Consider the following 24,619-nt stretch of genomic DNA (forward strand, 5'->3'; position numbering starts at 1 on the left):
TTACGTTCAAATCGGCGCCTGCCTTGCGCAGCGCCAGCAGGCTCTGGCCCTCCAAATGAGGCTGGAGCAAGGTGCTCGGCTTTGCGTCCCGCCAAACCGGCGCGCGTCCCACTAAGTGTCAAAACGTCCGACATATCGCGAAGCGCCGCACCCGCCCGCCCGCCCGGCCGCGCCGGCTCAAGTGGCAATATAGCGGCCAAACCCGCGTCTATTTGGCCGATTGAAGCAACGCGTGCGCCGCTAATCTTCCACCATCGCAAAAACCGCGCGGCGTCGCGGCCGTGACCTGGGTCGAATGCCAGGCTGGCCGCCGCGCCTGGGCTCAATCGTCGAAGGACCGCTTCAATGCCAACTGTCAGCATCCTCATTCCCGCGTACAAGGCCGAATTCCTGGGCCGTGCCATTCTCAGCGCGCTCGGCCAGACGTTCGAGGATACCGAGATCCTCGTCGGCGACGATACGCCGAACGGGTCGCTGCGGGAAATCGTCCAGCGGTTCGATGACCCGCGCGTACGGTACTTCCATCACGGTTTTCAAAAAGGCACGCGTAACGCGCGCGCGCTGTGGGAAAAGGCCAGCGGCCAGTATGTGAAGTGGCTGTTCGACGACGACATGCTGATGCCGACGTCGGTCGAGGCACTCGTCAACGCGCTGCGTGCGAACCCCGGCGTCGTGCTGGCATTCCATGAGCGGGTGACCATCGACGGCAACGATGCGGTGATCCACACCCCCGCACCGCTGCTGCCCGCGGGGCAGGCCGCACTGATCGACCGGCCGTCGATCGTGGCGAACATGGTGGGGAAGATTCAAAACTTCATCGGCGAGCCGAGCAACATCATGCTGGTGCGCGATCGCGTCGATATCACGCGCGCATTCGACTACCGTTCCTGGGTGCTCGATTTTCTCGGCGACGTGGCACTTTATCTGAACTGCGCGGAGCAGGCTCCGCTGCTGGCGGTGGGCGGGTATCTGAGCGCGTTTCGCCGGCACGCGCAGCAAGCGTCGGCCACGCGCAGCGCCAACTTCCTGGCGGGCCTTTACGAATGGGAGCTGATGGTGCGCGGCGAGGCGGCCGCAGGCTACCTCAAAGGAGAGGCGCTCGAAACCGCACAGAAAGCGCTGCGACATACCTACGCGCATTTCGCGCCGGCTGTGCCGGAAATCGCTCCCTTGCTGGCCAACCTCGGCGAGTTGACCGAGTTGCCTGCGCACCAGCTTTATACGTCTGAGCGTTTTCTCGCCGACCTCGCGCAAGCGCGCGCAACCGTCGCCGCGCGCGTGGCCGAACGCAGCAAAGGCGCGCAGCGCCCGGCGCCGCAGCCGTTTTGCGTGGTCTGCGAGCAGCCTGTGTCCGGCTGGCTGCCCCATCCGGAAGCGGGCAAGCTCGACCGCACGTTCATGCAGCAGGTTGAGTCGGTGGGCTCGACGCTCGAGCATCATCTGTGTCCGAGCTGTGGCTGCAACGATCGCGAGCGGCATCTGTGGCTTTATCTGGCGTTCTCGCGCACGCTCGAAGATGCGCCGAAAAAGCGCATCCTGCACATCGCGCCCGAGGCAGGCATCGAGCCGCGGATTCGCCGGCTCGAGCCGCTCGAGTACGTTGCAGGCGAGCTGTCCCCGCGTGCGCCGCACCATCGCACGATCAACGTGGAAAAGATGCCGTTCCCCGATGGCTATTTCGACGTGATCATCTGTAACCATGTGCTGGAGCATGTCGAGCATCCAGATCAAGCGCTGGCCGAACTGAGCCGGTGTCTCGCGCCGAATGGCCATCTGATCGCACAAACGCCGTATTCCCCGGTATTGCGACACACGTTCGAACTGAACAAGCCCGTCACCGCTCCGTTTGCCACGCGCTACTTCGGCCAAAGCGATCACGTGCGGCTCTTCGGTGCCGACATCGCCGACCGGTTCCGCGCCGCGGGCTTGGCAGGCGAGCTTTATGCGCATTCCACTGTTTTGGCCGACCTCGATCCGAAGATGTTCGGCTGTAACGGGCGGGAACCGTTCTTCCTGTTTTCGAAGGGGCCGGCACCCGCGTTCGCCGCTTGATTGCCCGCTTGACGTTTCTTCAAGGAGCATCGTGTTGATGAATTCCAGCGAAACCAACGAATTGCCTCTGCGCGTTTTGTCCGACGATGCGTGCGCCGATGTGCCTGAGGCCATTAACACGCGCGTTTTGGCACTGGCTGACCCGAAGCAAGGCTTCGTGCCGGTCACGCAGCCGCACTTGCCGCCGCTCGCCGAATTCATTCCGTATCTCGAGGAAATCTGGCGGCGCAAATGGGTGACCAATAACGGCGTGTTTCATCAGCGGCTCGAAGCGGCTCTGTGCGATTACCTTGGCGTCGAGCATCTGTCGCTCTTCACCAACGGCACGATCGCGCTGATCACGGCATTGCAGGCGCTCGAGATCACCGGTGAAGTCATCACGACGCCGTTCAGCTTCGTCGCGACCACGCATGCATTGCATTGGAATGGCATCGAGCCAGTGTTCGCCGATATCGACCCGGTGAGCCTGAACCTCGATCCGGACCGCATTGAAGCCGCCATCACGTCGAATACGACGGCCATCATGCCAGTGCATGTCTATGCGAACCCCTGTGACGTCGAGCGCATCGACGCGCTCGCGGACACTTACGGGCTGCGCGTGGTCTACGACGCGGCGCATGCGTTCGGTGTACGCGTGCGCGAGCGTTCGGTGCTCGAATACGGCGATATGTCGGTGCTGAGCTTTCACGGTACGAAGGTGTTCAACACCTTCGAAGGCGGTGCGATCGTTTGCCGCGACGCGGAAATGAAGCGGCGCATCGATAACCTGAAGAACTTCGGTTTCATCGACGAGACGACCGTCGTCGCGCCCGGTATCAACGGAAAAATGAACGAGGTTCAGGCTGCGTTCGGTCTGCTTCAGCTCGAGCATATCGATCACCTCATCGAGGAACGTGCGCGTATCGATGCACGGTATCGCGAGGCTTTTGCCGATGTGCCCGGCATCGGGCTGCCGGCGACGGCGGCGGATTGCACGCGCAATCATGCTTATTTTCCGGTGCGCATCATGCGCGAATTCCCGGTCAGCCGCGATGCGCTCTATCAGGCGTTGCGCGATCATCAGATCGCGGCGCGCCGCTACTTCTTTCCGCTGATCAGCGAATTTCCGACCTACCGCGGGTTGCCGTCGTCCGCCCCGGCCAATCTGCCCGTTTCCACCGCCGTGTCGCGCGAAGTGCTGTGCCTGCCGATCTATCCAGGCCTCGAGCGCGCGGACCAGCAGCGCATCATCGATGTGGTGCTGTCATGCGCGGCGGGCCGTTAGGTCGTTAATTCGTCAGTTCGTTAAACCTCCTTACCAACGCACGTCATCATGTCAAACGCTTCCCCTGCCGCTGAGCGCCGCTATCCGACCGTCGACTACGACGCGCACGCGCGCACCTGCGCCCCCGATGCATTCTGGGCGCAAGTCAAGCGGACGGTGCACGGCAAGGCTGTGCCCGAGGAGCAGATCGAGCTCATCGTCAACGAAATCAAGCGGCAGCTGTCGCTTACCCACGATGACGTCGTGCTCGATCTCGCGTGCGGCAATGGCGCGCTTTCGCATCGGCTCGCCGATGCCTGTGCAGGGCTGCTCGGCGTCGATATTTCGGCGTATCTGATCGAAGTCGCGAACCGATACTTTGCCGTTCCCGAGCGTGTAGCTTTTGTGGCCGACGGCGCCGCCGAATATCTGCGCGCCGAGCCGGCGCCGGAGCGCTTTACGAAGGTGCTTTGCTATGGCAGCTTCGCTTATTTCTCCGGTGAAGATGCACGCGCGACGTTCGCGTTGCTAAACGAGCGCTTTATCAACGTGCAGTCGGTTTTTATCGGCAATTTGCCGGACCGCGACCGTGCCGCCGCGTTTTATGCGCCGCGCGAGCCGATGCCGGGCGAACTCGATGACCCATGCGCGCAAATCGGCATCTGGCGCACGCGCGAAGCGTTCGTGGCGATGGCGGCGCAAGCGGGATGGGAGGCAACCTTCTCGACGATGCCGGGCGGCTTCTTTTCCGTGCACTACCGCTACGATGTTTTGCTGCGCCGCCGGGGCGCCGTCAGCGTGGAGGCGTCGCGATGAACCCAGATCTCGGGCGGCGGGAGCCGGCGCTCGTTGATTTCGTTGATCTCGCCCGCTTCGGCGGCCGAAAACGGTTCGACGTGCCGAAATCGACGTCGAACCTCGTACAGCCGGCGTTCGAGCGGTTTCTCGACTATGCTCGGCCGATGTTCGCCGCCGCGACGACCCCGGGGCTGACTGGCGGCCCAGGCATCGTCGCCGCGCAGCTCGAGGCGCGGCTGGCCGCTTTTCATGAGGTCGCTCGCTGCGTGACGTTTTGCAGCGGTTTTTGGGCGCTCGCCACATCGGTCGTTGCGCTGGCGCGCCCGGGACGCACTGAGGTGGTGATGCCGTCGCTGACCTACCGGCGAATGGCCGATGTGGTCGCGTGGACCGGCCTCGTGCCGCGGTTTTGCGAAGTCGACCCGAGCTCGCTTGCCATCAGTGCCGAAACCGCATCCGCTTGCATCGGGCAGGACACCGCATTGCTGCTGGCGGTGCACCCGATCGTCAACTGCTGCGATGCAAGCGGCCTCGTTGAACTTGCCACCGAGAGCGGTTTGCCGTTGCTGTTCGATGGCGTCGAATCAGTCTACGAGCGCTGCGCCGATGCGCGCGGTGTGGCGCGCAGGGTAGGTACGTTCGGCGACGCGGAAGTCTTCTCGCTGCACGCGAGCAAGTTGCTGAACGGTTTCGAGGGCGGCTACGTCACGACGAACGACACAGCGCTGGCCGACCGGCTCGTCACGCTGCGTGACGGCCGCGCGATGGAGGCCGGCTCGCTCGACGCGCGGCTTACCGACATGCACGCTGCGATGGCGCTCGCGAATCTCGACGAACTCGATGCGCAAGTCGCCGACAACCGGAGCCGGTACGCACGTTATCGCACGGCGCTCGCCACGGTGCCCGGCATTCGCCTGCTCGCTTTCGACGAATCACTCTCGACGAGCTACAAGAACATCGTGGTCGAGCTGCTTGACGACTGGCCGCTGTCGCGCACGCTGACCCTTGACATCCTCAACGCCGACAACGTGCTCGCCCGCGCTTACTACGCGCCGCCGTTGCACAGCAAACCGATGGCGTACCCCTACGTTCCGGCGCGCTTGCCGATCACCGACCAGCTCGCCAAGCGCTTCATGCTGCTGCCGTGCGGCGCGTTTGTGACGCTCGACGATATCGATGCGGTCGTCGATCTGCTCGCATTCATGCGCAACCACGCACCGGCGATTCTCGCCGCCGAGGCGGCGCGGGAGGCGACTCGATGAACGCGTATTTCCGTATCAGTACCGCGCCCGCATTTGCGACGCCGCTGCGGCTCGGCCAGCACAATCTGCCGTCATGGGAGCGCTTCGAGACGGCCATGCGCGGCATCTTCGAGCGTCGCTACTACACGAATCAAGGGCCGCTCACGCGCGCTTTCGAGGAGCGGTTGCAGGCGTTTCTGAACGTTCGTCACGCCGTTTGCGTCACGAACGCCACGATCGGACTGATGATGGCGAGCGAAGCGCTCGGCGTCGGTTCTCACGCGGTTGTGCCGGCCATCGGCACGCGGGCACTCGAACATGCGCTGCGCTGGTGCGGTGTGGCGCCCGTGCATGCCGATGTCGACCCCGCGAGTGGCCAGCTCGATGTAGCGCGTCTTGCATCGGCGTGCTGGCTTGACGAACCCGGTGCGATCGTCGGCGCCAATCTATGGGGCGACGCTTGCGACGCCGCCGCGCTTGCCGCGCTCGCGCACGCACGCGGCGTGCCGTTGATGCTCGATTCGTCGCATGCGATGGGCTGCATGGCGGCGGGCAAGCGGCCCGGCGCATTTGCCGCGCTCGAAGTGTTTTCGTTTGATGCGGAGGACATCGTCAATGCTGGCGGCGGCGCCTGCGTGGCCACCGACGACGACGAACTGGCCGCGAGACTGCGCAATATCCGCAGTAGTTACGGCGCGGGCCGCCCCGTGTCGGTGGTCAAGACATCGAATGGCCGGATGTCGGAAGCGCAAGCGGCGCTCGGCCTGCTCACGCTCGAAGATTTTGAGGCCAATCGGGCACGCAATCACGCGCTGTTCGAGGCCTATGAGAGCGGCTTGCGCATGGTGCGCGGCGTTCGCGTCGTGGCGCCCGCGGGCGTGCAGATCTCGAACCACCAAACCGTCGTTTGCGCGCTCGACGCAGGCGCGGCGCGCGACGCGCTCGTCGCTGCGCTCGCGCAACACAACATCGAAGCGCGCGCCATCGGCATGACGGCCAGCGCGGGTGCATCGGCATCATGCAAGCGAAGTGCCGACATCGCGTCGTCGTGGCTGACGCTGCCGGTGGGCGCGCATGTCGACGCCGCTGCCATTGCCCGCGTATGCGAGGTGATCGACGCTGCCCTGGCGCAAGGCGCGCACCGCGAGGGAGCCGCGGCATGAAGCTTGGCATCATGCAGCCTTACTTTTTTCCGTATTTCGGCCATTTCGCGCTGATTGCGGCGGTCGACGAATGGATCGTCTTCGACGTCACGCAATATACGCCGAAGACCTGGATGAACCGCAACCGCATCCTGCATCCGAACCCGAACGCGAAAGAAACCTGGCAATACCTGAGCGTGCCGCTTGCGAACGGATCGATTTCGATTCGCACGCACGAGGCGCGCGTGCTCGATCTTGCGGGTACGCAAGCGAGCATGCTCGGCAAGCTCTCGGCTTTTCGTCGGCACGCACCGTTTTACGCGCAGGTGAGCGAACTCGTGCGCGAGGCCTTCGCCGGTGCGCACGACGATTCGCCGGGCGACGACTCGCCGGGCGACGCCTCGCTTGTCGCGCTCAACGTCAGCACGTTGCGCACGGTGTGCCGCTATCTAGGCATGCCGTTTTCGTATCGAATTTGCTCGACACTCGAACTGGAATTCCCGCAGCGCATGGAAGCAGGCGACTGGGCACCGTTCATCTGCGAAGCGCTGGGCGCGACGGGCTATGTCAACCCCGCCAGCGGCCGCTCGCTGTTCGACCCGGCGCGCTTCGCGCGCATCGACGTCGCGTTGCAGTTCGCCGAGGTCGCCGCGTTCGCTTATGATCCGGCGCCTTACCGCTACGAGCCGCATCTGTCGATCATCGACGTGCTGCTTTGGAATCCTCCCGAGCGCGTCGCGCAAGCGTTGCGCTCGCATCTGGCACTCGCGGCGGCCTGACGCGCACCGTCGCCGCTCAATTACTTTCCCGCTCACACCGATGAAACCGATCCGACTCGTCTGTGGCACCCGACACACCGAAGCGCAATTCGTCGAACAAGCCGCGCTCGCCCGCTCGCTCAAGCTCTACGATCACCCGCCTGTCCAGCAGTTGCTGTTGTTCGACAACAATAGGACCGGGCTCTCGACGATCTATAACCGCGCGATCGAGCATGCGAAGGCGCATCCTGCAGTGCTCGTCTTCATCCACGACGACGTGTCGCTGTGCGACTTCTTCTGGGTCGAGCGAATCCGCGAAGCACTCGCGCGTTTCGATATCGTCGGGCTCGCCGGCAACACGCGGCGGATGCCGCGCCAGCCGGCTTGGGCATTCGCGCCCGATATGAAGTGGGACCGCCCTGAGTTCCTCAGTGGCACGGTCGGGCACGGCAAAGGTTTTCCGTGCGACATCATTTCGCATTTCGGCCCGGCGGGCCAAGCCTGCAAGCTGCTCGACGGCCTGATGCTCGCGGCGGACAGCGAGCGCTTGATCGAAAGCGGCTTGCGCTTCGACGAACAATTCGACTTCCACTTTTACGACCTCGACTTTTGCCGGCAGGCCGAACTCAAGGGGCTGACGATGGGGACCTGGCCGATCAGCGTCGTGCACGAGAGCGGCGGCGCCTACGGCACGCCCGCATGGCGCGATGCATACGAGCGATATCTGCGCAAATACGGCGAGTGAGTTGATGGCGATGACAATGACGATGGTGAACGATGCGCAGTGCCCGCCACCGATCGAAGCGGGACTCGCGCTGCAGCAGGCGGGCCGTCTGGCCGAAGCGGCGGCCGTTTATCGGCAGATTTTGGCGGTGACACCGCAGCATCACGATGCGCTGCATCTGCTTGGGCTCATTGCGTATCGGGAGGGCGACTATGTCGCATCGACCGAACTCATCATGGCCGCGCTCAGTCATCACGCGAGTGAGATTTTTTACGGCAACTTGGGCAACGCATTCGCCGCGCGCGGCATGCCAGCCGCGGCGATCGAAAGCTTTCGCCACGCGCTGAGCCTGCGCCCCGATTACGTGCCCGCGCATAACAACCTCGGCAACCTGCTGCGCGAGCAAGGCAGATTCGTCGAATCGGTTGCCTGCTTCAGAGCCGTCATCGGGCTTTCGCCTGATTACGCCGAAGGTCATAACAATCTGGCCAACGTGCTCGTCGATCTGGGCGAGCTCGAGTCGGCCATCGATCACTATCGTCGCGCGATTGCATTGCGGCCCGATCTGCTCGAAGCGCGCAGTAACCTGCTGTTCATCCTGAGTTATCGCGAGCGTTTCGATGCCGCCGATTATCTGCGCGAGGTGCGCGATTTTGGCCGTGTCGCCGCCGAGCGTGCCACGCCATGGCAGGACTGGCACGTGCCGCTCACCGTCCGGCGGCAGCAGCCGTTTCGGGTGGGCTTCGTTTCGGGGGACTTGAAGGTGCATCCGACGGGGCACTTCCTCGAAAGCCTGCTGGCGCATATCGACCGTCGCCGCATCGAGCTTGTCGCGTATCCGACGCGCCGGCTCGAAGATGCATTGACCGAACGCATCAAGCCGCACTTCGCCGAATGGACGAATATCGCGTCGCTATCAGACGAAGCCGCAGCGCGCCGTATTCGCGAAGACCGCATCGATATCCTTGTCGACCTCTCGGGGCACATGAACTTCAACCGTCTGGCGCTGTTCGCGTGGCGCCCGGCGCCTGTGCAAGCGAGCTGGCTCGGTTACTTCGCGAGCACGGGCGTGGCCGCCATCGATTATCTGCTCGGCGATGCCCACGTGCTGCCAGTCGGCGCCGAGGCTCAATACGTCGAGCGGCTCTGGCGGCTGCCCGACAGCTACCTGTGCTTTACGCCGCCGGCCGAGGACGTCGCTCTCGGCGCACTGCCGATGTTCACGCGCCGGCACGTTACGTTCGGCTGCTTCAATCATCTGATGAAGATGAACGACAGGGTCGTCGACGTCTGGGCGCGCATCCTGCATGCGGTGCCGGGTTCGCGGCTGTTCCTCAAGGCGAAGCAGTTGGATGTTCGCGAAACGCGCGAGGCGACGTTTGCGCGTTTCGCTGCGGCGGGCATCGATGCGCGGCGGCTGGTTCTCGAGGGCCGTTCGCCACGCAGCGAATATTTCGCGGCCTATCGCAACGTCGATATCGCGCTGAGCCCGTTTCCGTATCCGGGCGGCACGACGAGCGTCGAGGGTCTCTGGATGGGCGTGCCGGTACTTTGCCTGCGCGGCGAGCGCTTCGTGTCGAACATTTGCGCGAGCATGCTCGATGCGGCAGGCCTCGCGGATTGGATCGCCGAGGATGAAGACGAGTACGTCGCCAAAGCGATCGCATTCGCGAACGACCCGATGCGGCTTGCTGTGCTGCGCGACGGTTTGCGCGACGCGTTGATCGTGTCCCCGCTTGTCGACGCGCCGCGCTTTGCGCGCAACCTCGAAGATGCGTTCGAAGGCATGTGGCGCGAGCGCGTCGGAGGCGGGCAATGAAAACGCGTCATCAGGCGAAGGCGAACACGAACACGGGCACTGTGCAACAGAGCGCACAGCTGCTGAATGAGGCCTTAGCACATCACCAGGCCGGCCGGCTCGCGCAAGCGAAGACGCTTTACACACGCATCCTCGAATTGTCACCACGACATGCCGACGCGCTGCACTTCATGGGGCTGCTCGCCTGCCAAATCGGCCAGCACGATGCCGGGCTCACGTTGATCCGCGAATCGATTGCTTTGCACCCGAGCCCGATCTATCACAACAATCTCGGCAATATGCTGCGCGAGACCGGCGCGCTCGAAGACGCACTCGATGCATACCGCGGCGCGATTGCGCTGAATCCCGATTATGCCGACGCTTACAACAATCTCGGCAATGCACTGCGCGAAGCCGGCGACGCGCGTGGCGCGCTCGACCATTGCGCGCGGGCCATCGAGTTGCAGCCCGGTTATGCGCAGGCCTACAACAATCTCGGCAATGCGTTAAAGGATCTCGGCGAATTCGCGGCGGCTGCCGCGAGCTACGCCAAGGCGATCGCTGCAAACCCGCGTTTTGTCGAAGCGCATCTGAACCTCGGCCGCGTGCATCAATTGCAAGGCGATCTCGACGCGGCGCTCGCGTGCTATCGAACGAGCGTCGCGCTTGCGCCGCAGATGGCGGTGGCCCACGACAGCCTCGCCGGCTTGCTGCTGTTTCGCGGCCAGGTGGATGAGGCCATCGAGCACTACCGGCGCATCGTGGCGCTCGAACCGCGCTCGGCGCAAGCGTTTAACACGCTTGGCAATGCGCTCAACGGCGCGGGGCGTGTCGGCGAGGCCGTGCCCATCTACGAGCAGGCGCTTGCACTCGACGCCGAGTTTCCCGATGCCTGGCACAACCTAGCCAATGCGTTCCGGCGTCTCGGTGCACCGGCGCGCGCGCTGCCGAACGCGCAACGGGCGATCGCGCTGCGCGGCGATACACCGTCGTTTCACAACAACCTCGGCGCGATTCTGGCCGACCTCAATCAGTTCGACGCGGCGCTCGCAAGCTATCGCACAGCGCGCGCGCTGAACCCCGATTTTGGTGAATCGCATACCTGCGTGCTGTTTGGCCAGTCTTATATCGCGGATTGGTCGGGCGAGACGCACTTGGCGGACGCGCGCTATTTCGGCGAGCGGATGGCGGCACGCGCGAAGCCGTATCGGGACTGGCCGGTGCTCGCTCAGCCCGCACGGGCCTCGCGGCCTCTCAAAGTCGGGTTCGTATCGGCCGATTTCAGAAAGCATCCGGTCGGCTATTTTCTCGAGTGCGTGCTCGCGCGTCTCGACCGCGCTCGGATCGAGCCGATTGCTTATTCGAATGGCTTGCAAAGCGACGAGCTGACAGCGCGGCTCAAGCCGCGCTTCGCTGCCTGGCGCCACGTCGCCGATATGGACGATGCCTCGCTCGCGCAGGCGATTCGCGACGAAGGTGTCGACATCCTGATCGATCTGTCGGGCCACACCGGCCGCAACCGGCTGCCGATGTTTGCCTGGCGGCCGGCGCCGCTACAAGTGAGCTGGCTCGGCTACTTCGCCACGACGGGCCTGGCCGAGATCGACTACATCCTTGCCGATCCGCATGTGGTGCCGCCCGAAGAGGAGACGCAATACGTCGAACGCATCTGGCGACTCCCCGATTGCTATCTTTGCTTTACGTTGCCCGATGCGCCGGTGCCGGTCGCGCCGCTGCCGGCGCTGACTAACGGCTATGTCACGTTCGGCTGTTTCAACAATCACAAGAAGCTCAACGGTCCCGTGGTGGCCTTGTGGTCACGGCTGCTGCACGCGGTACCGCATTCGCGCCTGCTGCTCAAGAATTATCAGTTGAGCGAAGCGGTGATTCGCAGCGAGACGCTTGCTCGGTTCGCCTCGCACGGCATCGGGGCCGAGCGGTTGACACTCGATGGGCCATCGTCGCGCGAAGCGTATTTTGCGTCTTACCATCGCGTCGATTTCGCGCTCGATCCGTTTCCGTACCCGGGCGGCACGACGAGTGTCGAGGGGCTCTGGATGGGCGTGCCGGTGCTCGGCCGGCACGGAGGCCGCTTCCTCGCTCACTTGGGCGAGATGGTCTTGCGAACGGTGGGGCTCGATGATTGGATCGCGCTCGACGATGAAGACTATCTGGCACGCGCCATCGCATTCGCCGCCGATTTGCCGGCGCTGGCCCGGCTGCGTGCGGGGCTGCGCGAGCGTGTGGAGCGCTCGCCGCTATGCGATGCCGAGCGCTTTGCCGCGCATTTCTCGACGGCGCTCGAGCAGATGTGGCAGGCTCGCGTGGCTCACACTGCGGGAGTGGCGCAATGAATAGTGCAATGAGCGGTGCGCCGGATTTTCAAACCGTATCGCAGGCTGTGGAGGGCGGGCTCGCGCTGCATCGGATGGGCCGACTCGATGAAGCGCGCGCAGCGTATGCCCATGCGCTGACACTGGCGCCAGCTCATGCCGATGCGCTGCACTTGCTTGGCGTCGTCGCCATGCAGCAACGACGTTACGCCGATGCGCTCGATCTAATCGGCCGGGCCATTGAAATCAGTCCGCAGGCCGTGTTCTTCGATAATCTCGGTTGCGCGCTTTTTGGCTGGGGCAAGCTGGCCGCGGCAGCCGAATGTCATCAGCAGGCCATCGCGCTCGATGCAGCAGCCTACCGCGCTCATAACAATCTCGGCAACGTGTTGCATCGCATGCGTTTGCCGGCCGCCGCGGCGGCGAGTTTTCGCACGGCGGTCGCGCTCAATCCCGCGTTCGCCGAGGCGCATTGCAATCTCGGCAACGTGTTGCGCGAGCTAGGCGACGCGACGTCTGCAGCCGAGCACTGCCATCAGGCCATCGCGCTGGCGCCGCGCTTAGGCGAGGCGCACAACAATCTCGGCAACGCGCTCAAAACGCAAGGCCGGCTCGACGAGGCGGCTCAGTGCTATCTCGATGCCCAGCGGTTGATGCCGCACGAGGCGCAAGTACCGCTCAACCTCGGCATCGTTCGCCGCGAAATGGGGCGTCACGATGAAGCCATTGCTTGCTTTCGACACGCGATCGCACTGCGGCCGGACTGGCATGAAGCATGGAGCAATCTGCTGTTCACGCTGAGCTTCGCGCAAGATGTGGCACCGGCGGATTACCTTGGCGAAGCGCGTCGATACGGAGATGTCGTCGCTGCCTCAGCCAAGCCGTATACCGATTGGTGCGTTGATACGGCACCGGATGCGCCGCTGCGCGTGGGCTTGATGACGGCCGATTTGCGCACCCATCCGGTCGGCTTTTTCCTCGAAAACGTCATTGCGCATCTGGACGCTTCGCGCGTGCAGCTCTACGCCTATTCCACGCGTAACTATGAGGATGCGCTGACGACGCGAATCAAGCCGCACTTCGCCAAATGGACGAGCGTGGTGGAGCTTGACGACGCGTCGGCGGCACGGGCTATCCGCGACGACGGCGTTCACGTTCTGCTCGATCTGTCGGGACACACCGATGGCAACCGCCTGCCGGTTTTCGCCTGGAAGCCGGCGCCGGTGCAGGCAAGCTGGATTGCCTATTTCGCCTCGACCGGTTTGCCCGCCATCGACTATGTGATCGGCGACGAATGGGTGCTTCCCGCGAGCGAGGCCGATCATTTTGTCGAACGTCCTTGGCGGCTGCCGCACGGATATCTTTGCTTCACGCCTCCACGGCCAGTTGTCGCGATCGACCCGGCGCGGCGGCGGGAGCCGCAGGCGGCGCCGACGTACGGTTATTTTGGCGACTTGGTGAAAGTGAACGATCGCGTGCTGGCCGTATGGGCGCGGATTCTTGCGGCGACGCCTGGTGCGCGTTTATTCCTCAAGGCTCAGCAGCTCGGCGATGAAACCGCGCGTGAGACATTGCGCACCCGTTTGACGGCACTAGGTATCGGCGCCGAACGGTTGATCATGGAAGGCGCGTCTGCGCGTCCCGATTATCTCGCGGCCTATAACCGCATCGACGTGACGCTGAGCCCCTTTCCGTACCCGGGCGGCACGACCACAGCCGAAAGCCTCTGGATGGGGGTGCCGGTGCTCTGTCGTCGCGGCGAGCGATTCCTCGGTCATTTATGCGAAAGCGTGTTGCAAAGTGTAGGTCTTGACGATTGGATCGCAGCCGATGACGACGAGTACGTCGCGAAGGCAGTGGCGTTCGTACGCGATCGCGCCGCGCTCGATGCACTGGTCGACGGACTGCGCGAGCGGGTGCTCGGCTCGACGCTTGCCGATGCGAAGCGCTTTGCGCTTACGCTCGAGCGCGCGTTCGCCGAGATGTGGCAGGCGCACCGCGTCCACGTGTAAGCGGGCAAGCGTCGTTCGTCAGGCGCGCGCAGCGGCGGCGTTGCGCGCGTTTTGCATGAGGGTCGCGCGAAGCTGAGCGAACAACTCGAGATAATGACCGCGTCTGGTTTCGATCGCCGCGGTTTTCAGCGCATCGAGCACCAGCAGATCCGCTGGATAGCCACTTACGATGGACCCTGACATCGGCAGTCGGAGCGGATCGAAGTGATGGGTGCGCCAGCGCGGCTCGGCAGCCAACACGAGCGCGGCCATCCGCTCGATGACGAACACCTTCGACGACAATGCGCCCGGCCCATACGCAACCGGCGCATTCAACTGCTGGCCGAGCACGCTCGTGCCGTCTTCGGCGATGGCGAAGAGCCGCTCGCACACGCCGAGCCATTGACGCCAGAACGCAGGTGTCGCCACAAAATAATTGCAGAAGATGCTATGGCGCGAATCCATCGGCACGGTGCGCGGATTGATGCTCGGTGCAATCAGTTGCGTGAGTTGCTCGAAGGTCGGCCAAATGCCGGGATGGTTCGTGGCGGCCTGCTCGAACACGTTCAGGTGAACTGCGCCCTGGTCGAAGAATGGCGAAAACGCTATGACATCGGCCTCGGCCGGCGCGCGAGCGATAAACGCATGAACAGTGGCCGAGTCGAGTGTCGTCTTGCTGCCGAACTTCGGCGAAAAGAACCCGTAGCGCGTGTTTTCGTCGAGCGTATGCGACAGCAAAAACCGGCGGATCGGCCAATATTCGCGCCAATCGGGCCGCTCGCCGCAATTGTCGAGCGCGATGAAGCCGCGATCGAGTTGCAGCCGCGTTTGTTCCGAGTAGAAGATCTGGCGAATTTCGATGGGCCGTGTGCCGTGAGGTGGCGTCGACGGTGCGTGCATGACGTATTTCGTTCGATAGAAGGTAACGTTGGCAATTTAGCGCAAAAGCAGTATGACTGCCGCCGCCCGATTCCCATTCGATGAAGAGAGGGTGAATTCGCGCTCAGTTTGCGTCCATGACGAGCTGCGGGCGCAGGAGCAGGCGGCAATAAAAAAGCCGCGTTGCCGCGGCTCGAGAGTCATGCTGCCGCACCAGTTGCGTGCGGTTGTTCTTCGTTATTCGGTTCAGCGAAGTTGGCCGGTCGACTGATAGAAGCTCGCGGCCGAAATCTTTTGGTTGGCGTGATTGAATTCGTTGGCCATTGCTTCGTGTATGTCGCGCGCTTGTAGCGTGATCGTCGCGTCCATGGCCTGGATCGCGCGGATTGTGGCGAGCGCCTCGTCCGTTTGCGTCGCCTCGAGCGCCATGATGAGCGGCGAACGTTCATCGGCGAGGTCCGACGCGAACTGCCAGTCGCCCGCTTCAACGGCGGCCACGAGCGTGCGCGTCAGTTCGTAGGCGCGCGAGAGCGATTCTGATGACATGGCTTGCATCCTTTATTCAGCCGGCCGCGCCGGCGCTGCGTTTTACTTGGCGTTGAGCGTACCGGCGCTGCCGTTGCCGCCGAACAATTGGTTCAGATACGACGTATTGTTTTGCATCGTCGTCATCAAGTTGTTCAACGCGGTGAATTGCGCGTTGTACTGCGACGTCAGTGTTGCCTGGTAGGCCAGCAACGACGTCGTTTGCTGTTGAATGTTCGTGAGGTCCGAATTGATCGACGCGCTGCGCTGATCGATCTGGCCGACCGTCGATGTCGTGTACGACGTAATGAACGAAGTCAGTTGCTGCCCGATGCCGTTGGTGCTGTTGAATACGTTCGATACCATCGTCGGTGTCGAAGCGAGCGTCGAGGCCAGTGTCGATGAACTGAAAGTGACCGTGCCGTCGTTGTTCAGGTTCATGCCGATTTGCGCCAAGCTGTACGTCGTGCCGCCGACGCTCACACCGCTGGCCATGATCGAGGCGATGCCGTTGACCGCCGAGTTCAGCATCGCATCGCCCAACAGCGGCCCCGCTTGTGAACCGGATGATGCGCTCGAATTGTACGAAGACAGCGATTTTTCGGTGGCGATCCAACCGTTGTAGGCGTTGGCAAAGTTCTGCACGGCCGTCGTGATCGCCGACGTATTGGAGGCGACCGCCAGCGTTTGCGTCGTGCCGACAGCGCTCGAGCTGAGACTCAGCGTGACACCCGTGATCGCGCTGGTGACATTGTTGCTCGGACTGGTGACGCTGTTGCCGCTGATCGTGAGCTTGGCGTCCTGCGCGGCCGTCACTTGCGTGAAGCTGGCCGTTGCCATGCCGGCGTCGACGCCGGCTGCGCCCGAGACCGTCACCGTATTGGCCGCGCCCGTCGCCGTCGAGCTCAGCACGAGATGCTGCCCGTCCGCCGCCGTGACGACCGTTGCCGACACGCCAGGGTTGTCCGTCGCGCCGTTGATCGCGGCCGCAACGCCGGCGAGCGTGTTGTTCGATGAACTCAATGCAATCGTCATCGAGCCGGTGCCGACGCCGATCGTCAGGTTACCGGTGCCGAGCGTCGCGTTCGCGGCGTACGCGGTGGACGAAATTTGATTCGACGTGGCGAGCTGCTGCACGCTGATCGCGTAGGAGCCGGCGGCGGCGCCCGTCGAGGTTGTCGCCGTGATGCCGGTGCCGCTCATCGTGGCGGCGAGCTGCGTGAAGATGCTGCCGTCGGAGAGCCCGGAGATCGAATTTTGCAAGGCGGTCAGCGACGACTTCATCTGGCCGATCGCAGACAGCGTGGTGTTGTCGCTCGCTTGCTGATTGGCGATCGTCGAGGCTTGGGCCGCGGTCTTGGCATTGACGAGCGCCGTCACGAGTGAATTCACGTCGAGCGACGATTTGGTTGCGCCGCTCAGGATAGATTGCGCCGCTTGCTGCAGCAGAGCGGTCGTGCTTGTGGCGGTGGTACTCATGTCAGGCTCCGTGCGTTACCGCGGGAAACGGGGTGCAGGCTCGTGATGCAGGTTCTCTACCATTGCGTAAGCGGGAGGCATTGCTCCCGCTTACGCAATGGCCGAGTGGTTTGGCCGAAGCCGCCGAACGCGTAGCGCTACGCGTTGGGCGGCTTTCGAGTGCATGGCGAGCCGTGTTGCCGGCGCGCCATGCGATGTTGCTCCGCTGGTATTACTGGAGGAGCTTGAGCACTTGCTGCGGCAGCGAGTTCGCTTGCGCGAGCACCGAGATACCGGCTTGCTGCAGCACTTGCGCCTTCGACAGGTTGGCCGTTTCTTGCGCGAAGTCGGCGTCTTCGATCTGCGACTTGGCAGCCGACAGGTTCGTCGATTGCGTTTGCGTGTTCGTGATAGCCGCTTGGAACGTGTTCTGCGTTGCGCCGAGCGTTGCTTGGAAGTTGTTCACTTGAGCCAGCGCTGCGTCGATCGCCGTGATCGCGTTTTGTGCGCCCGAGGTCGAGGAGATGTCGACGCCCGACACGGCCAGACCCGTCGTCGTCCATGACGTCGTGCCGAAGTTCGCCGTGATCGTTTGGTTGGCGCTCGCGCCGACCTGGAAGTTCACGCTGCCCAGACCGCTCAGCACGTTTTGGCCGTTGAACGACGTTTGCGATTCGACGCGGTTGATTTCCGTCAGACGGGTGGAAACTTCCGTTTGCAGGTTCGCTTGCGCGGCCGAGCCGAGCGAGCCGTCGCCCGATTCAACGGCGAGCTGGCGGATACGTTGCAAGTTGGCGACGGTAGCGGAGATCGCGCCCGAAGCGGTTTGCACCATCGAGATGCCGTTGTTGGCATTCATCACGCCTTGGTTCAGCGCGTTGATCGACGCCGTTTGGGTCGTGGCGATCGCGAGGCCGGCGGCGTCGTCCGCAGCCGTGTTGATGCGCTTGCCCGACGAGAGGCGGTTGATCGCTTGCGACAGGGCGCTTTGCGAACCCGACAGGTTCGACTGCGTCGTCAGCGACAGGATGTTGGTGTTGATGTTCAGCATTTTGCTTCCTCGTTTGGAAAACGGTCCAGGGACTAGGGTGGTTCGGGGTTCGGGGTTCGGCGTCGCGCTTTCGCGAATGGCGCTGCCCGCCTGTCCTGGATGACGGCGAAGCGGGGAAAAAACTTTAGGGAAGGGATGGCAAATTCACCGACGAATAGTCGATGCATGGGCGCAAAGGCCGACGGGGCGGGGCTCTCCTGCGTGTGCGTTTTTCGGTAAACGTTTGCGCGGCATTAGGGGGTAGGGTCCGAGTACGGCACTGCTAGATGGGGCAGGGCGACCTGGCAGCAGATTTGGAGGAAGGGGCTTGGGGCGAACTGGGAGCCGATTTCGAGCCGCACACGCGGCGCGTGGCCGTATTCGAGCGCGCGTTGTCAAAGTTTGGAGAAATGGCCGCGGCAGAATTTTTCTGTTATTATCCCGGGTCGAATTGAGATCGCTGTCGTCCTCGTTTCAGGATTGAGTCGGATTGTGTTTGTTGCCGGCCGGCGTATTTGGTGGACTCGTGGTGGACTCATGGTGGATTTGCGGCGGACTCGCGGCGAATTCAGTGGTGAGTCCGGTGAATTCGCCACTCTCTCTTTTCCGGCCTCCGCAGTCGTTTCGCAGCTGGGCCCGATGCGGCCCGCCAGGCGACCTGCCCGGTGGCAATCGCGCGTGCGCCCTGCCGCCACGCACTTGACTGTAACCTTGGAAATTACATGACGACGATTGTTCTGAAGGAAAACGAGCCGTTCGAAGTGGCGATTCGCCGCTTTCGTCGCGCGATCGAAAAGAACGGCCTGATTGCCGAGTTGCGCGAGCGTCAGTGCTACGAAAAGCCGACGGCTGAGCGCAAGCGCAAGAAGGCTGCCGCGGTCAAGCGCCTGCACAAGCGCCTGCGTAGCCAAACGTTGCCGAAAAAGCTCCACTAAGGAACGCGCGGCGCCCGACGGGCAGCACGACGACGTACCCTACATGCTTGAGCAAATGGCGGTGTGCTTCGAAAGAAGCCTCACCGCTATTTGCATTTATGCGGCGTGTTTTTCGAGCCGTGCTGTGGACAGGTCGAACTGGCGTGCAATAGACGTCAGCCGCTCGTGCCATTCCCATACACCGAACGCGTCGTGAACGTTCTGCAGACAGCTCAGCAGGTTGATTGCGACCGGGTCGAAGATGTTGACGCGCGAGCGCAGCAGCGCCCGTTTGAGCGCGGCGATGCCTGCATCCATATAGGCCGGCGCGGTGTTGGGCAGGTGACCGATATAACGCACGGGCACCCCTTCCATTGCTGTCATATAGTCGCGCGGGCTCACCAGGCTGCCTACCGGGCAGCCGCCGCGGTAACCGCGATAGGCGCCACCGCCTCTCGGCAGCAAGGCCGCCCGGCCTTGATTGAAGAGGTGCTCGACAGCGTGATCGAACAGGTCTTGGTGCGTCAGGAAGTGCAGGTTTTTCATCGTCTTGTGCCGCCCGAGCGACGCGGGCGGATCGTTCGTTGTACGTCTTAGCCGAGTTAACGGCTGGAAGTCGGCGGCACTGGAGAGGATTTTGAGGGCCGCGATGGACCACCCCCTTCGGCGAGTGCGGCACATGACGCGCGCCATGCGCAGTCGGTCTGGTGATCGTTGACCATGCCGACCGCCTGCATGAACGCATAGCAGATGGTCGAGCCGACGAATTTGCAGCCGTAGCCCTTGAGTGCTTTGCTGAGCGCATCGGACACCGGTGTCGAGGCCGGCGCATGCTGTTTATAAGTGGCCCAATTGTTTTGAATGGGCTTGCCGTCGACGAACGACCAGACGAAATTGGCCAGGGAGCCGTGCTCGGCGCGAATCGCGAGTACGGCGCGCGCATTGACGATGGCCGCTTCAATCTTGGCTCGGTTGCGCACGATGCTCGCATCGCTTACGAGCGCTTCGATTTGTTCCGGCGTGAAGCGTGCTACGGCTTGCACGTCGAAATCGGCGAAGGCGCGACGATAACCTTCGCGCTTATTGAGAATGGTCGACCACGAGAGGCCCGCTTGCGCGCCCTCCAGCAACAGCATTTCGAACAAATGGCGGTCGTCGTATGACGGTACGCCCCATTCGGTGTCGTGGTAATGCTCGTCTGCCGGTGTTCGTACCCAGTTGCAGCGCTCTGCCATGCGTGGCCCCGTCTTGGTTCGCTGAAAACGCGCGATGTGTTTCGCTCGGGGATGAAGCATAGCGCAACGGTTGCGACGGGCAAGTCGTCCGTTTGGCCAGGGTTGATGCGGCGCATCGATCGGCCAAGAAGGAGATCATCTCGCACGACGCCCGCGACGGCCGTGAAAAAGCCAGCCCGAAGGCTGGCGTGCATATTCAAGACTGCCTGATTAGCTCGGCGTTCACGCCGGCAGGAACTCGGGATTCGTCGCTTGCTCCATCGGCCACGGACAGGCTTCGGGAAATGTGGTGAGGTCCGTTTCTTCGACAGCTTTGGCCACGGCGTCGGCCCAGGTCTTACGCATCCAATGCTCATCGGTCAATGAGCGCTTCAGGCTCGGCGTCTCTTCGATGTGTTCCACTAAGGCTCGCCGCTGCTCTTTGATCGTGCGCTGCCAGCTCGCGCCACGACGCTCCGGCTGGCATTGCCACTTGAGCAGGTATGCCAGCAACAGTGCCATGCGACTCGCTAACTCGCGTTGTTCGCTCTTACCCACGTCCTCGATTTCCTCGGCGATGTGTTCGATGTCCAGCGCGGAGAACTTGCCCGCGCGCAACAACGCGGCCTGTTCGTTGGCCCATGCCACCACGTCTTCCTCGTAGCTCGTTCCCATTTCCCGGCCCCTAAGCTCAGTCACGCATGGCGCCATTTTAACCACTCCCATAGATCACTTCGTTCCTCCTAGTTCCGGCCTGCGCCTCGGGATCCGCGCATCCAGTAAGTCGGCTACCGCTGATGACGTCAATGTGGCACGCGTGAGCCGCGCCAGACACCTGGCCGAATGGATATCCTTCAGCGCCTGGTTTCCGACGAACAAATCGATTGGCCGTTTGGCCAATTGGCGTCGCACGATATTGCGGATACCCTTGACTGACTCGAAAGTTCGAATGGAAGTGAAGGCAACATGGCGGGTAGCGGCGATATGGCAGATCAAAAAGGCGCGGTGCGGTTTCTGATCGGCGTGGACGGTGGCGGCACGGGTACGCGGGTGGTGCTGGCCGACGCAAACGGCGCCGAACTCGCGCAGGCCGCGGGCGGCGCATCGGGCCTCGGCCTTGGCGTCGACCGCGCCTGGGAGGCGATCACGGCGTCTGTCCGGCAAGCGTTCGACAACGCGCAGCAGACGTTCGACTGGTCGCATTGCGCGCTCGGCTGCGGGCTTGCCGGCGTCAACAATCCCGCATGGCTCGCGGCCTTCATCGCCAGCGCGCCGAAGCTGGCGGTGCTGGCTGTCGAAAGCGATGCCTGCACGGCGCTCGTCGGCGCGCATAGCGGCGCACCCGGAGTCATCGTCGCGCTCGGCACCGGCAGCATTGCGGCTGCGCTTGGCGGCGACGGCAACATCCGTATCGCTGGGGGGTACGGCTTTCCATCCGGTGACGAGGCGAGCGGCGCCTGGCTCGGCCTGCGCGCTGTCGTGCATGCACAGCAGGCGCTCGACGGGCGGGCGCCACTCGATGCTTTCGCCGCGGCACTGCTTGCCCGTATGGGCGCCGCAGATCGCGACGGGCTCGTCGTCTGGTGTTGCGCGGCCAACCAGACGGCGTATGCGAGCCTCGCCCCGGTGGTGCTCGCGCACGCGGCGCATCCGGTCGCCGCAGCCTTGCTCGCTCGGGCCGGGGCCGATATCGCCCGTCTGATAGATGCGCTCGATCCGGCGGCACGTTTGCCGGTCGCGCTATGCGGCGGCCTTGCTGAGCCGCTCGCGGCTTATGTGCCGCCATCACACCGCGTAAGGCTCGTCCCACCGATGGCCGATTCCGCGCATGGCGCCTTGCTTCTGGCGGCCCGGGCCATGGCGCGTGCCAAGGAGCGCTAGAATGGCGGCCTTGCCGCTCCCTCTTTCTTATCGGCCGTTCTGCCCGCCGTTCGCTTGCTAAACCATGTATCAAGTCATCGCCACCGATCTCGACGGCACGTTACTCAATAGCGAGCACCAGCTCGATCCCTTCACCATCGCGACGGTGCGCCGGCTGGCCAGCGCGGGTGTTCACTTCGTCGTAGCGACCGGGCGGCACTTCCGCGATGTGGCCGGCATTCGGGACCTGCTCGGTATCCGTCCTTATCTGGTGACGTCGAATGGCGCACGCGTGCATGCGCCGGACGACACAATGGTCCACGCGCAGAGCCTGCCGTGCGAAACGGTGCGAAGGCTGGTGCGGCCCGAGATCACGGGCGCCCACGGCCGTGTGATTGTCAATCTGTTTGCAAACGATGCCTGGCTGATCGATCGGCATGCGCCGCATCTGCTTGCTTTGCATCGGGATTCGGGCTTTTGCTACGACGTCGCCGATTTGCACGGGCATGACGGCAGCGATATCGCCAAGGTGCTTTATATCGGCGCGCCTGCCGATCTCGAACAGATCGCGGCCAATCTCGAACGCGAATTCGGTAGTGCGCTTTACGTGACGTATTCACTTCCCGATTGCCTGGAAGTGATGACATCGACTGTCTCGAAGGGGCGTGCATTGCAATTCGTTCTCGGACAGCTTGGCTTCGACGCCTCGAAGTGCGTGGCATTCGGCGACAACATGAACGATATCGATTTGCTCGAAACGGCCGGCCATCCGTTCATGATGAGTAACGCCAATCCTGATCTGATTGCGCGACTTCCCCACGTTCCCCGCATCGGTAATAATTTTGAAGCCGGTGTGGCCCACCAGTTGCGAAAACTTTTCTCCATAGCCGACGAGCTTGCTTGCTGAGCGCTTCACGTTCGGTATTCACGATTACTACGCCTCCCGAACTCCGCGCCTCGCACTATTTAGTTTTTAATGTGGCTTTACTGACGGTGTAAGCCGATTTACGAATTATCATATGGTTTCCCGGGTAGACCTAGGCGAATTGAGCATTGCCAGCGGTGTTTGTTCCGTCTAGTCTCGGACCAAATCATTTGTTTTAATGAGGGAGACCACGATGTCCCAATATGCAGAACTGAAGGCGCAAATCGAAAAACTGCAGGCGCAGGCCGATGAAGCGCGACGGGCGGAGCTCGCCAACGTAATTGCCGAAATTCGGCAAAAAATAACCGAGTTCGGGCTCTCGGCCAGTGATCTCGGGTTCGCTGAATCCCGACGTCGCGGCCGCCCGCCGAAGAAAGCGCCGTTGCCGGCAAAATATCAAGATCCAAAAACCGGGACGACCTGGAGCGGCCGCGGCAAGCCGCCGCGGTGGATCGCGGGAAAAAACCGGGATCGCTTTCTGATTGAAAAATAAACCGGGGAAACCGGCGCCGCATTCAACGGCTGACGTGCGGCGCCGGCAAGCAGGGAACACAGGTATAAGCAGGCCACCCAAGCCTATTCATGCCACGCTATCCCGCAGCAACGCTGCGCAGCACCGGCCGGCGTGCGCGCTCTTCGATCAATGCCGTGTACTTGTTCACATATTCGCGGGCCATTGCTTGAGCGGTGAAGCGACGCTCGAACTGCGCGCGAATTTCCTCGCGCGACAATTCATCAAGCCGCTGCAATGCTGCGACCGCGCCTTGCACGTCTTCGACGATATAGCCCGTTACGGCGTGATCGATGACTTCGGGAACCGAGCCGCGGTTAAATGCAATGACGGGCGTGCCGCAAGCCATCGCTTCGATCATGACGAGCCCGAAGGGCTCACACCAGTCAATCGGGAAAAGCAGTGCTTTTGCGCGTGAGAGAAACTCCGGCTTGCGCTTCTCGTCGATTTCGCCGATGAATTCGACGTTCGCGTGATCCAGGAGCGGCTCGATCTCAGCCTTGAAATAATCGCGATCGACTTTATCGACCTTTGCGGCAATCTTGAGCGGCAACCCGCTCATCGCGGCGATCCGAATGGCGGTATCCACGCGTTTTTCCGGACAAATCCGTCCGAGAAACGCCAGATATTCAGGCTCGCAATGCGGCTGCGGCGTCAGTAACCGCTCAGGCAGCCCGTGATAGACGGTGCCAAGCCAATTCGCTTGCGGTAGCGGCGCGCGCTGTGATTCTGAAATCGAAATCACGCGCGAGTCCGAGAACGTATCAAAAACAGGTTGCAACTCGGGCAGATCGAGCCGGCCATGTAGCGTCGTCACGGAGGGCGCCTCGGCGCCCGCGAACAGCGCGAACGGCAGATAGTCGAGGTGGAAGTGGAGGACGTCGAAATCGGATGCCACGCGGCGCACCTGTTCGAGCAGCAACATGTGCGGCGCGAGCGGGTCGCGGATCGACGGGTCGAGCCGCAAGGCCCGCGGCCAGGCCGCTTCGAGTGTCGCGGATGTGACCGAGTCGCCGCTTGCGAAGAGCGTGACATCGTGTCCGAGCTCGACGAGCGCTTCAGTCAGATACGACACGACACGCTCAGTGCCGCCATAGAACTTCGGGGGCACGGCCTCGTAAAGCGGCGCGATTTGGGCGATGCGCATGCGTCAACCTCCTTGTTGATAAACGGCGGCGCGACAGTTCGCCGCGCCGCATGAATTCGTTGAGTACCATTATCGG

22 protein-coding genes are annotated in these 24,619 nt (G+C 62.8%); 14 read left to right on the plus strand and 8 right to left on the minus strand.

Features of this window, described 5'->3' with window-relative positions; genetic code table 11:
- Window positions 1-345: 345 nt before the first annotated feature.
- Genes ACSQ20_RS00485 through ACSQ20_RS00530 form a run of 10 tightly spaced genes read left to right on the plus strand, consistent with a single transcriptional unit; the run spans window position 346 to window position 14,101 of the window.
- Window positions 346-2,052 (plus strand): glycosyltransferase, encoded by a 1,707-nt coding sequence (locus ACSQ20_RS00485; RefSeq protein WP_436016441.1) that lies wholly within the window; start codon window positions 346-348, stop codon window positions 2,050-2,052.
- Window positions 2,053-2,089: 37 nt separating this feature from the next.
- Window positions 2,090-3,316 carry a DegT/DnrJ/EryC1/StrS family aminotransferase gene (locus tag ACSQ20_RS00490; RefSeq protein WP_436016443.1) on the plus strand — a complete coding sequence of 409 codons (1,227 nt, stop codon included), beginning with the start codon at window positions 2,090-2,092 and terminating at the stop codon, window positions 3,314-3,316.
- Between the two features lie 48 nt (window positions 3,317-3,364).
- A complete protein-coding gene (locus ACSQ20_RS00495) occupies window positions 3,365-4,111 on the plus strand; it encodes a methyltransferase domain-containing protein (protein WP_436016445.1) in 747 nt (248 codons plus the stop codon).
- Window positions 4,108-5,355, plus strand: a complete 1,248-nt coding sequence (locus tag ACSQ20_RS00500; RefSeq protein WP_436016447.1) for a DegT/DnrJ/EryC1/StrS family aminotransferase — start codon at window positions 4,108-4,110, stop codon at window positions 5,353-5,355. Before ACSQ20_RS00495 ends, ACSQ20_RS00500 begins: the two co-directional genes overlap by 4 nt.
- Window positions 5,352-6,497, plus strand: a complete 1,146-nt coding sequence (locus tag ACSQ20_RS00505) for a DegT/DnrJ/EryC1/StrS family aminotransferase (protein ID WP_436016449.1) — start codon at window positions 5,352-5,354, stop codon at window positions 6,495-6,497. Before ACSQ20_RS00500 ends, ACSQ20_RS00505 begins: the two co-directional genes overlap by 4 nt.
- Window positions 6,494-7,255, plus strand: a complete 762-nt coding sequence (locus ACSQ20_RS00510; RefSeq protein WP_436016451.1) for a WbqC family protein — start codon at window positions 6,494-6,496, stop codon at window positions 7,253-7,255. The genes ACSQ20_RS00505 and ACSQ20_RS00510 overlap by 4 nt, the downstream gene beginning before the upstream one ends.
- Window positions 7,256-7,295: 40 nt before the next feature.
- On the plus strand, window positions 7,296-7,979 hold the full coding sequence (locus ACSQ20_RS00515; RefSeq protein WP_436016453.1) for a glycosyltransferase: 684 nt from the start codon (window positions 7,296-7,298) through the stop codon (window positions 7,977-7,979).
- A gap of 16 nt (window positions 7,980-7,995) precedes the next feature.
- On the plus strand, window positions 7,996-9,777 hold the full coding sequence (locus tag ACSQ20_RS00520; RefSeq protein WP_436016455.1) for an O-linked N-acetylglucosamine transferase family protein: 1,782 nt from the start codon (window positions 7,996-7,998) through the stop codon (window positions 9,775-9,777).
- A complete protein-coding gene (locus ACSQ20_RS00525) occupies window positions 9,774-12,110 on the plus strand; it encodes a tetratricopeptide repeat protein (protein ID WP_436016457.1) in 2,337 nt (778 codons plus the stop codon). The genes ACSQ20_RS00520 and ACSQ20_RS00525 overlap by 4 nt, the downstream gene beginning before the upstream one ends.
- Window positions 12,107-14,101: an O-linked N-acetylglucosamine transferase family protein gene (locus tag ACSQ20_RS00530; RefSeq protein ID WP_436016459.1), complete on the plus strand. Its 1,995-nt coding sequence runs from the start codon at window positions 12,107-12,109 to the stop codon at window positions 14,099-14,101. Before ACSQ20_RS00525 ends, ACSQ20_RS00530 begins: the two co-directional genes overlap by 4 nt.
- A gap of 18 nt (window positions 14,102-14,119) precedes the next feature.
- On the opposite strand, the gene ACSQ20_RS00535 is transcribed toward ACSQ20_RS00530, so the two are convergent.
- From ACSQ20_RS00535 to ACSQ20_RS00550, 4 genes are all read right to left on the minus strand, one after another.
- Complete coding sequence (locus ACSQ20_RS00535; protein WP_436016461.1) at window positions 14,120-14,980, minus strand: hypothetical protein; 861 nt, start codon at window positions 14,978-14,980, stop codon at window positions 14,120-14,122.
- 225 nt (window positions 14,981-15,205) lie between these two features.
- Window positions 15,206-15,505, minus strand: coding sequence for a flagellar protein FliT (gene fliT, locus ACSQ20_RS00540; protein ID WP_436016463.1), 300 nt, complete (start codon window positions 15,503-15,505; stop codon window positions 15,206-15,208).
- A gap of 42 nt (window positions 15,506-15,547) precedes the next feature.
- The gene (gene fliD / locus ACSQ20_RS00545) at window positions 15,548-16,963 is read right to left on the minus strand and encodes a flagellar filament capping protein FliD (protein WP_436016465.1); all 1,416 of its coding nucleotides are present in this window, start codon (window positions 16,961-16,963) and stop codon (window positions 15,548-15,550) included.
- Between the two features lie 211 nt (window positions 16,964-17,174).
- A complete protein-coding gene (locus ACSQ20_RS00550; protein WP_436016467.1) occupies window positions 17,175-17,993 on the minus strand; it encodes a flagellin domain-containing protein in 819 nt (272 codons plus the stop codon).
- A 701-nt stretch (window positions 17,994-18,694) separates the two neighbouring features.
- Between ACSQ20_RS00550 and rpsU the strand changes: the two genes are divergently transcribed.
- Window positions 18,695-18,907, plus strand: a complete 213-nt coding sequence (rpsU, locus tag ACSQ20_RS00555; protein ID WP_436016469.1) for a 30S ribosomal protein S21 — start codon at window positions 18,695-18,697, stop codon at window positions 18,905-18,907.
- A 96-nt stretch (window positions 18,908-19,003) separates the two neighbouring features.
- Here the strand turns inward: rpsU and ACSQ20_RS00560 are convergent, their stop codons facing one another.
- The 3 genes from ACSQ20_RS00560 to ACSQ20_RS00570 all read right to left on the minus strand — a co-directional run bounded on the left by ACSQ20_RS00560 (window position 19,004) and on the right by ACSQ20_RS00570 (window position 20,775).
- Window positions 19,004-19,432, minus strand: a complete 429-nt coding sequence (locus tag ACSQ20_RS00560) for a hypothetical protein (RefSeq protein ID WP_436016471.1) — start codon at window positions 19,430-19,432, stop codon at window positions 19,004-19,006.
- 56 nt (window positions 19,433-19,488) lie between these two features.
- Entirely contained in the window at window positions 19,489-20,121 is a 633-nt protein-coding gene (locus ACSQ20_RS00565; RefSeq protein ID WP_436016473.1) for a DNA-3-methyladenine glycosylase I, read from the minus strand.
- Window positions 20,122-20,343: 222 nt separating this feature from the next.
- A complete protein-coding gene (locus ACSQ20_RS00570; RefSeq protein WP_436016475.1) occupies window positions 20,344-20,775 on the minus strand; it encodes a DUF29 domain-containing protein in 432 nt (143 codons plus the stop codon).
- A gap of 309 nt (window positions 20,776-21,084) precedes the next feature.
- Between ACSQ20_RS00570 and ACSQ20_RS00575 the strand changes: the two genes are divergently transcribed.
- The 3 genes from ACSQ20_RS00575 to ACSQ20_RS00585 all read left to right on the plus strand — a co-directional run bounded on the left by ACSQ20_RS00575 (window position 21,085) and on the right by ACSQ20_RS00585 (window position 23,378).
- Window positions 21,085-21,981: a BadF/BadG/BcrA/BcrD ATPase family protein gene (locus ACSQ20_RS00575; RefSeq protein ID WP_436016477.1), complete on the plus strand. Its 897-nt coding sequence runs from the start codon at window positions 21,085-21,087 to the stop codon at window positions 21,979-21,981.
- 64 nt (window positions 21,982-22,045) lie between these two features.
- The gene (locus ACSQ20_RS00580; RefSeq protein ID WP_436016479.1) at window positions 22,046-22,867 is read left to right on the plus strand and encodes a Cof-type HAD-IIB family hydrolase; all 822 of its coding nucleotides are present in this window, start codon (window positions 22,046-22,048) and stop codon (window positions 22,865-22,867) included.
- Window positions 22,868-23,078: 211 nt separating this feature from the next.
- The gene (locus tag ACSQ20_RS00585) at window positions 23,079-23,378 is read left to right on the plus strand and encodes an H-NS histone family protein (RefSeq protein WP_436022804.1); all 300 of its coding nucleotides are present in this window, start codon (window positions 23,079-23,081) and stop codon (window positions 23,376-23,378) included.
- A 97-nt stretch (window positions 23,379-23,475) separates the two neighbouring features.
- On the opposite strand, the gene ACSQ20_RS00590 is transcribed toward ACSQ20_RS00585, so the two are convergent.
- Window positions 23,476-24,543 carry a glycosyltransferase family 4 protein gene (locus ACSQ20_RS00590; protein WP_436016481.1) on the minus strand — a complete coding sequence of 356 codons (1,068 nt, stop codon included), beginning with the start codon at window positions 24,541-24,543 and terminating at the stop codon, window positions 23,476-23,478.
- Window positions 24,544-24,619 lie beyond the last annotated feature (76 nt).

It is taken from the genome of Trinickia sp. LjRoot230 (assembly GCF_964253315.1).
Lineage (GTDB): Bacteria > Pseudomonadota > Gammaproteobacteria > Burkholderiales > Burkholderiaceae > Trinickia.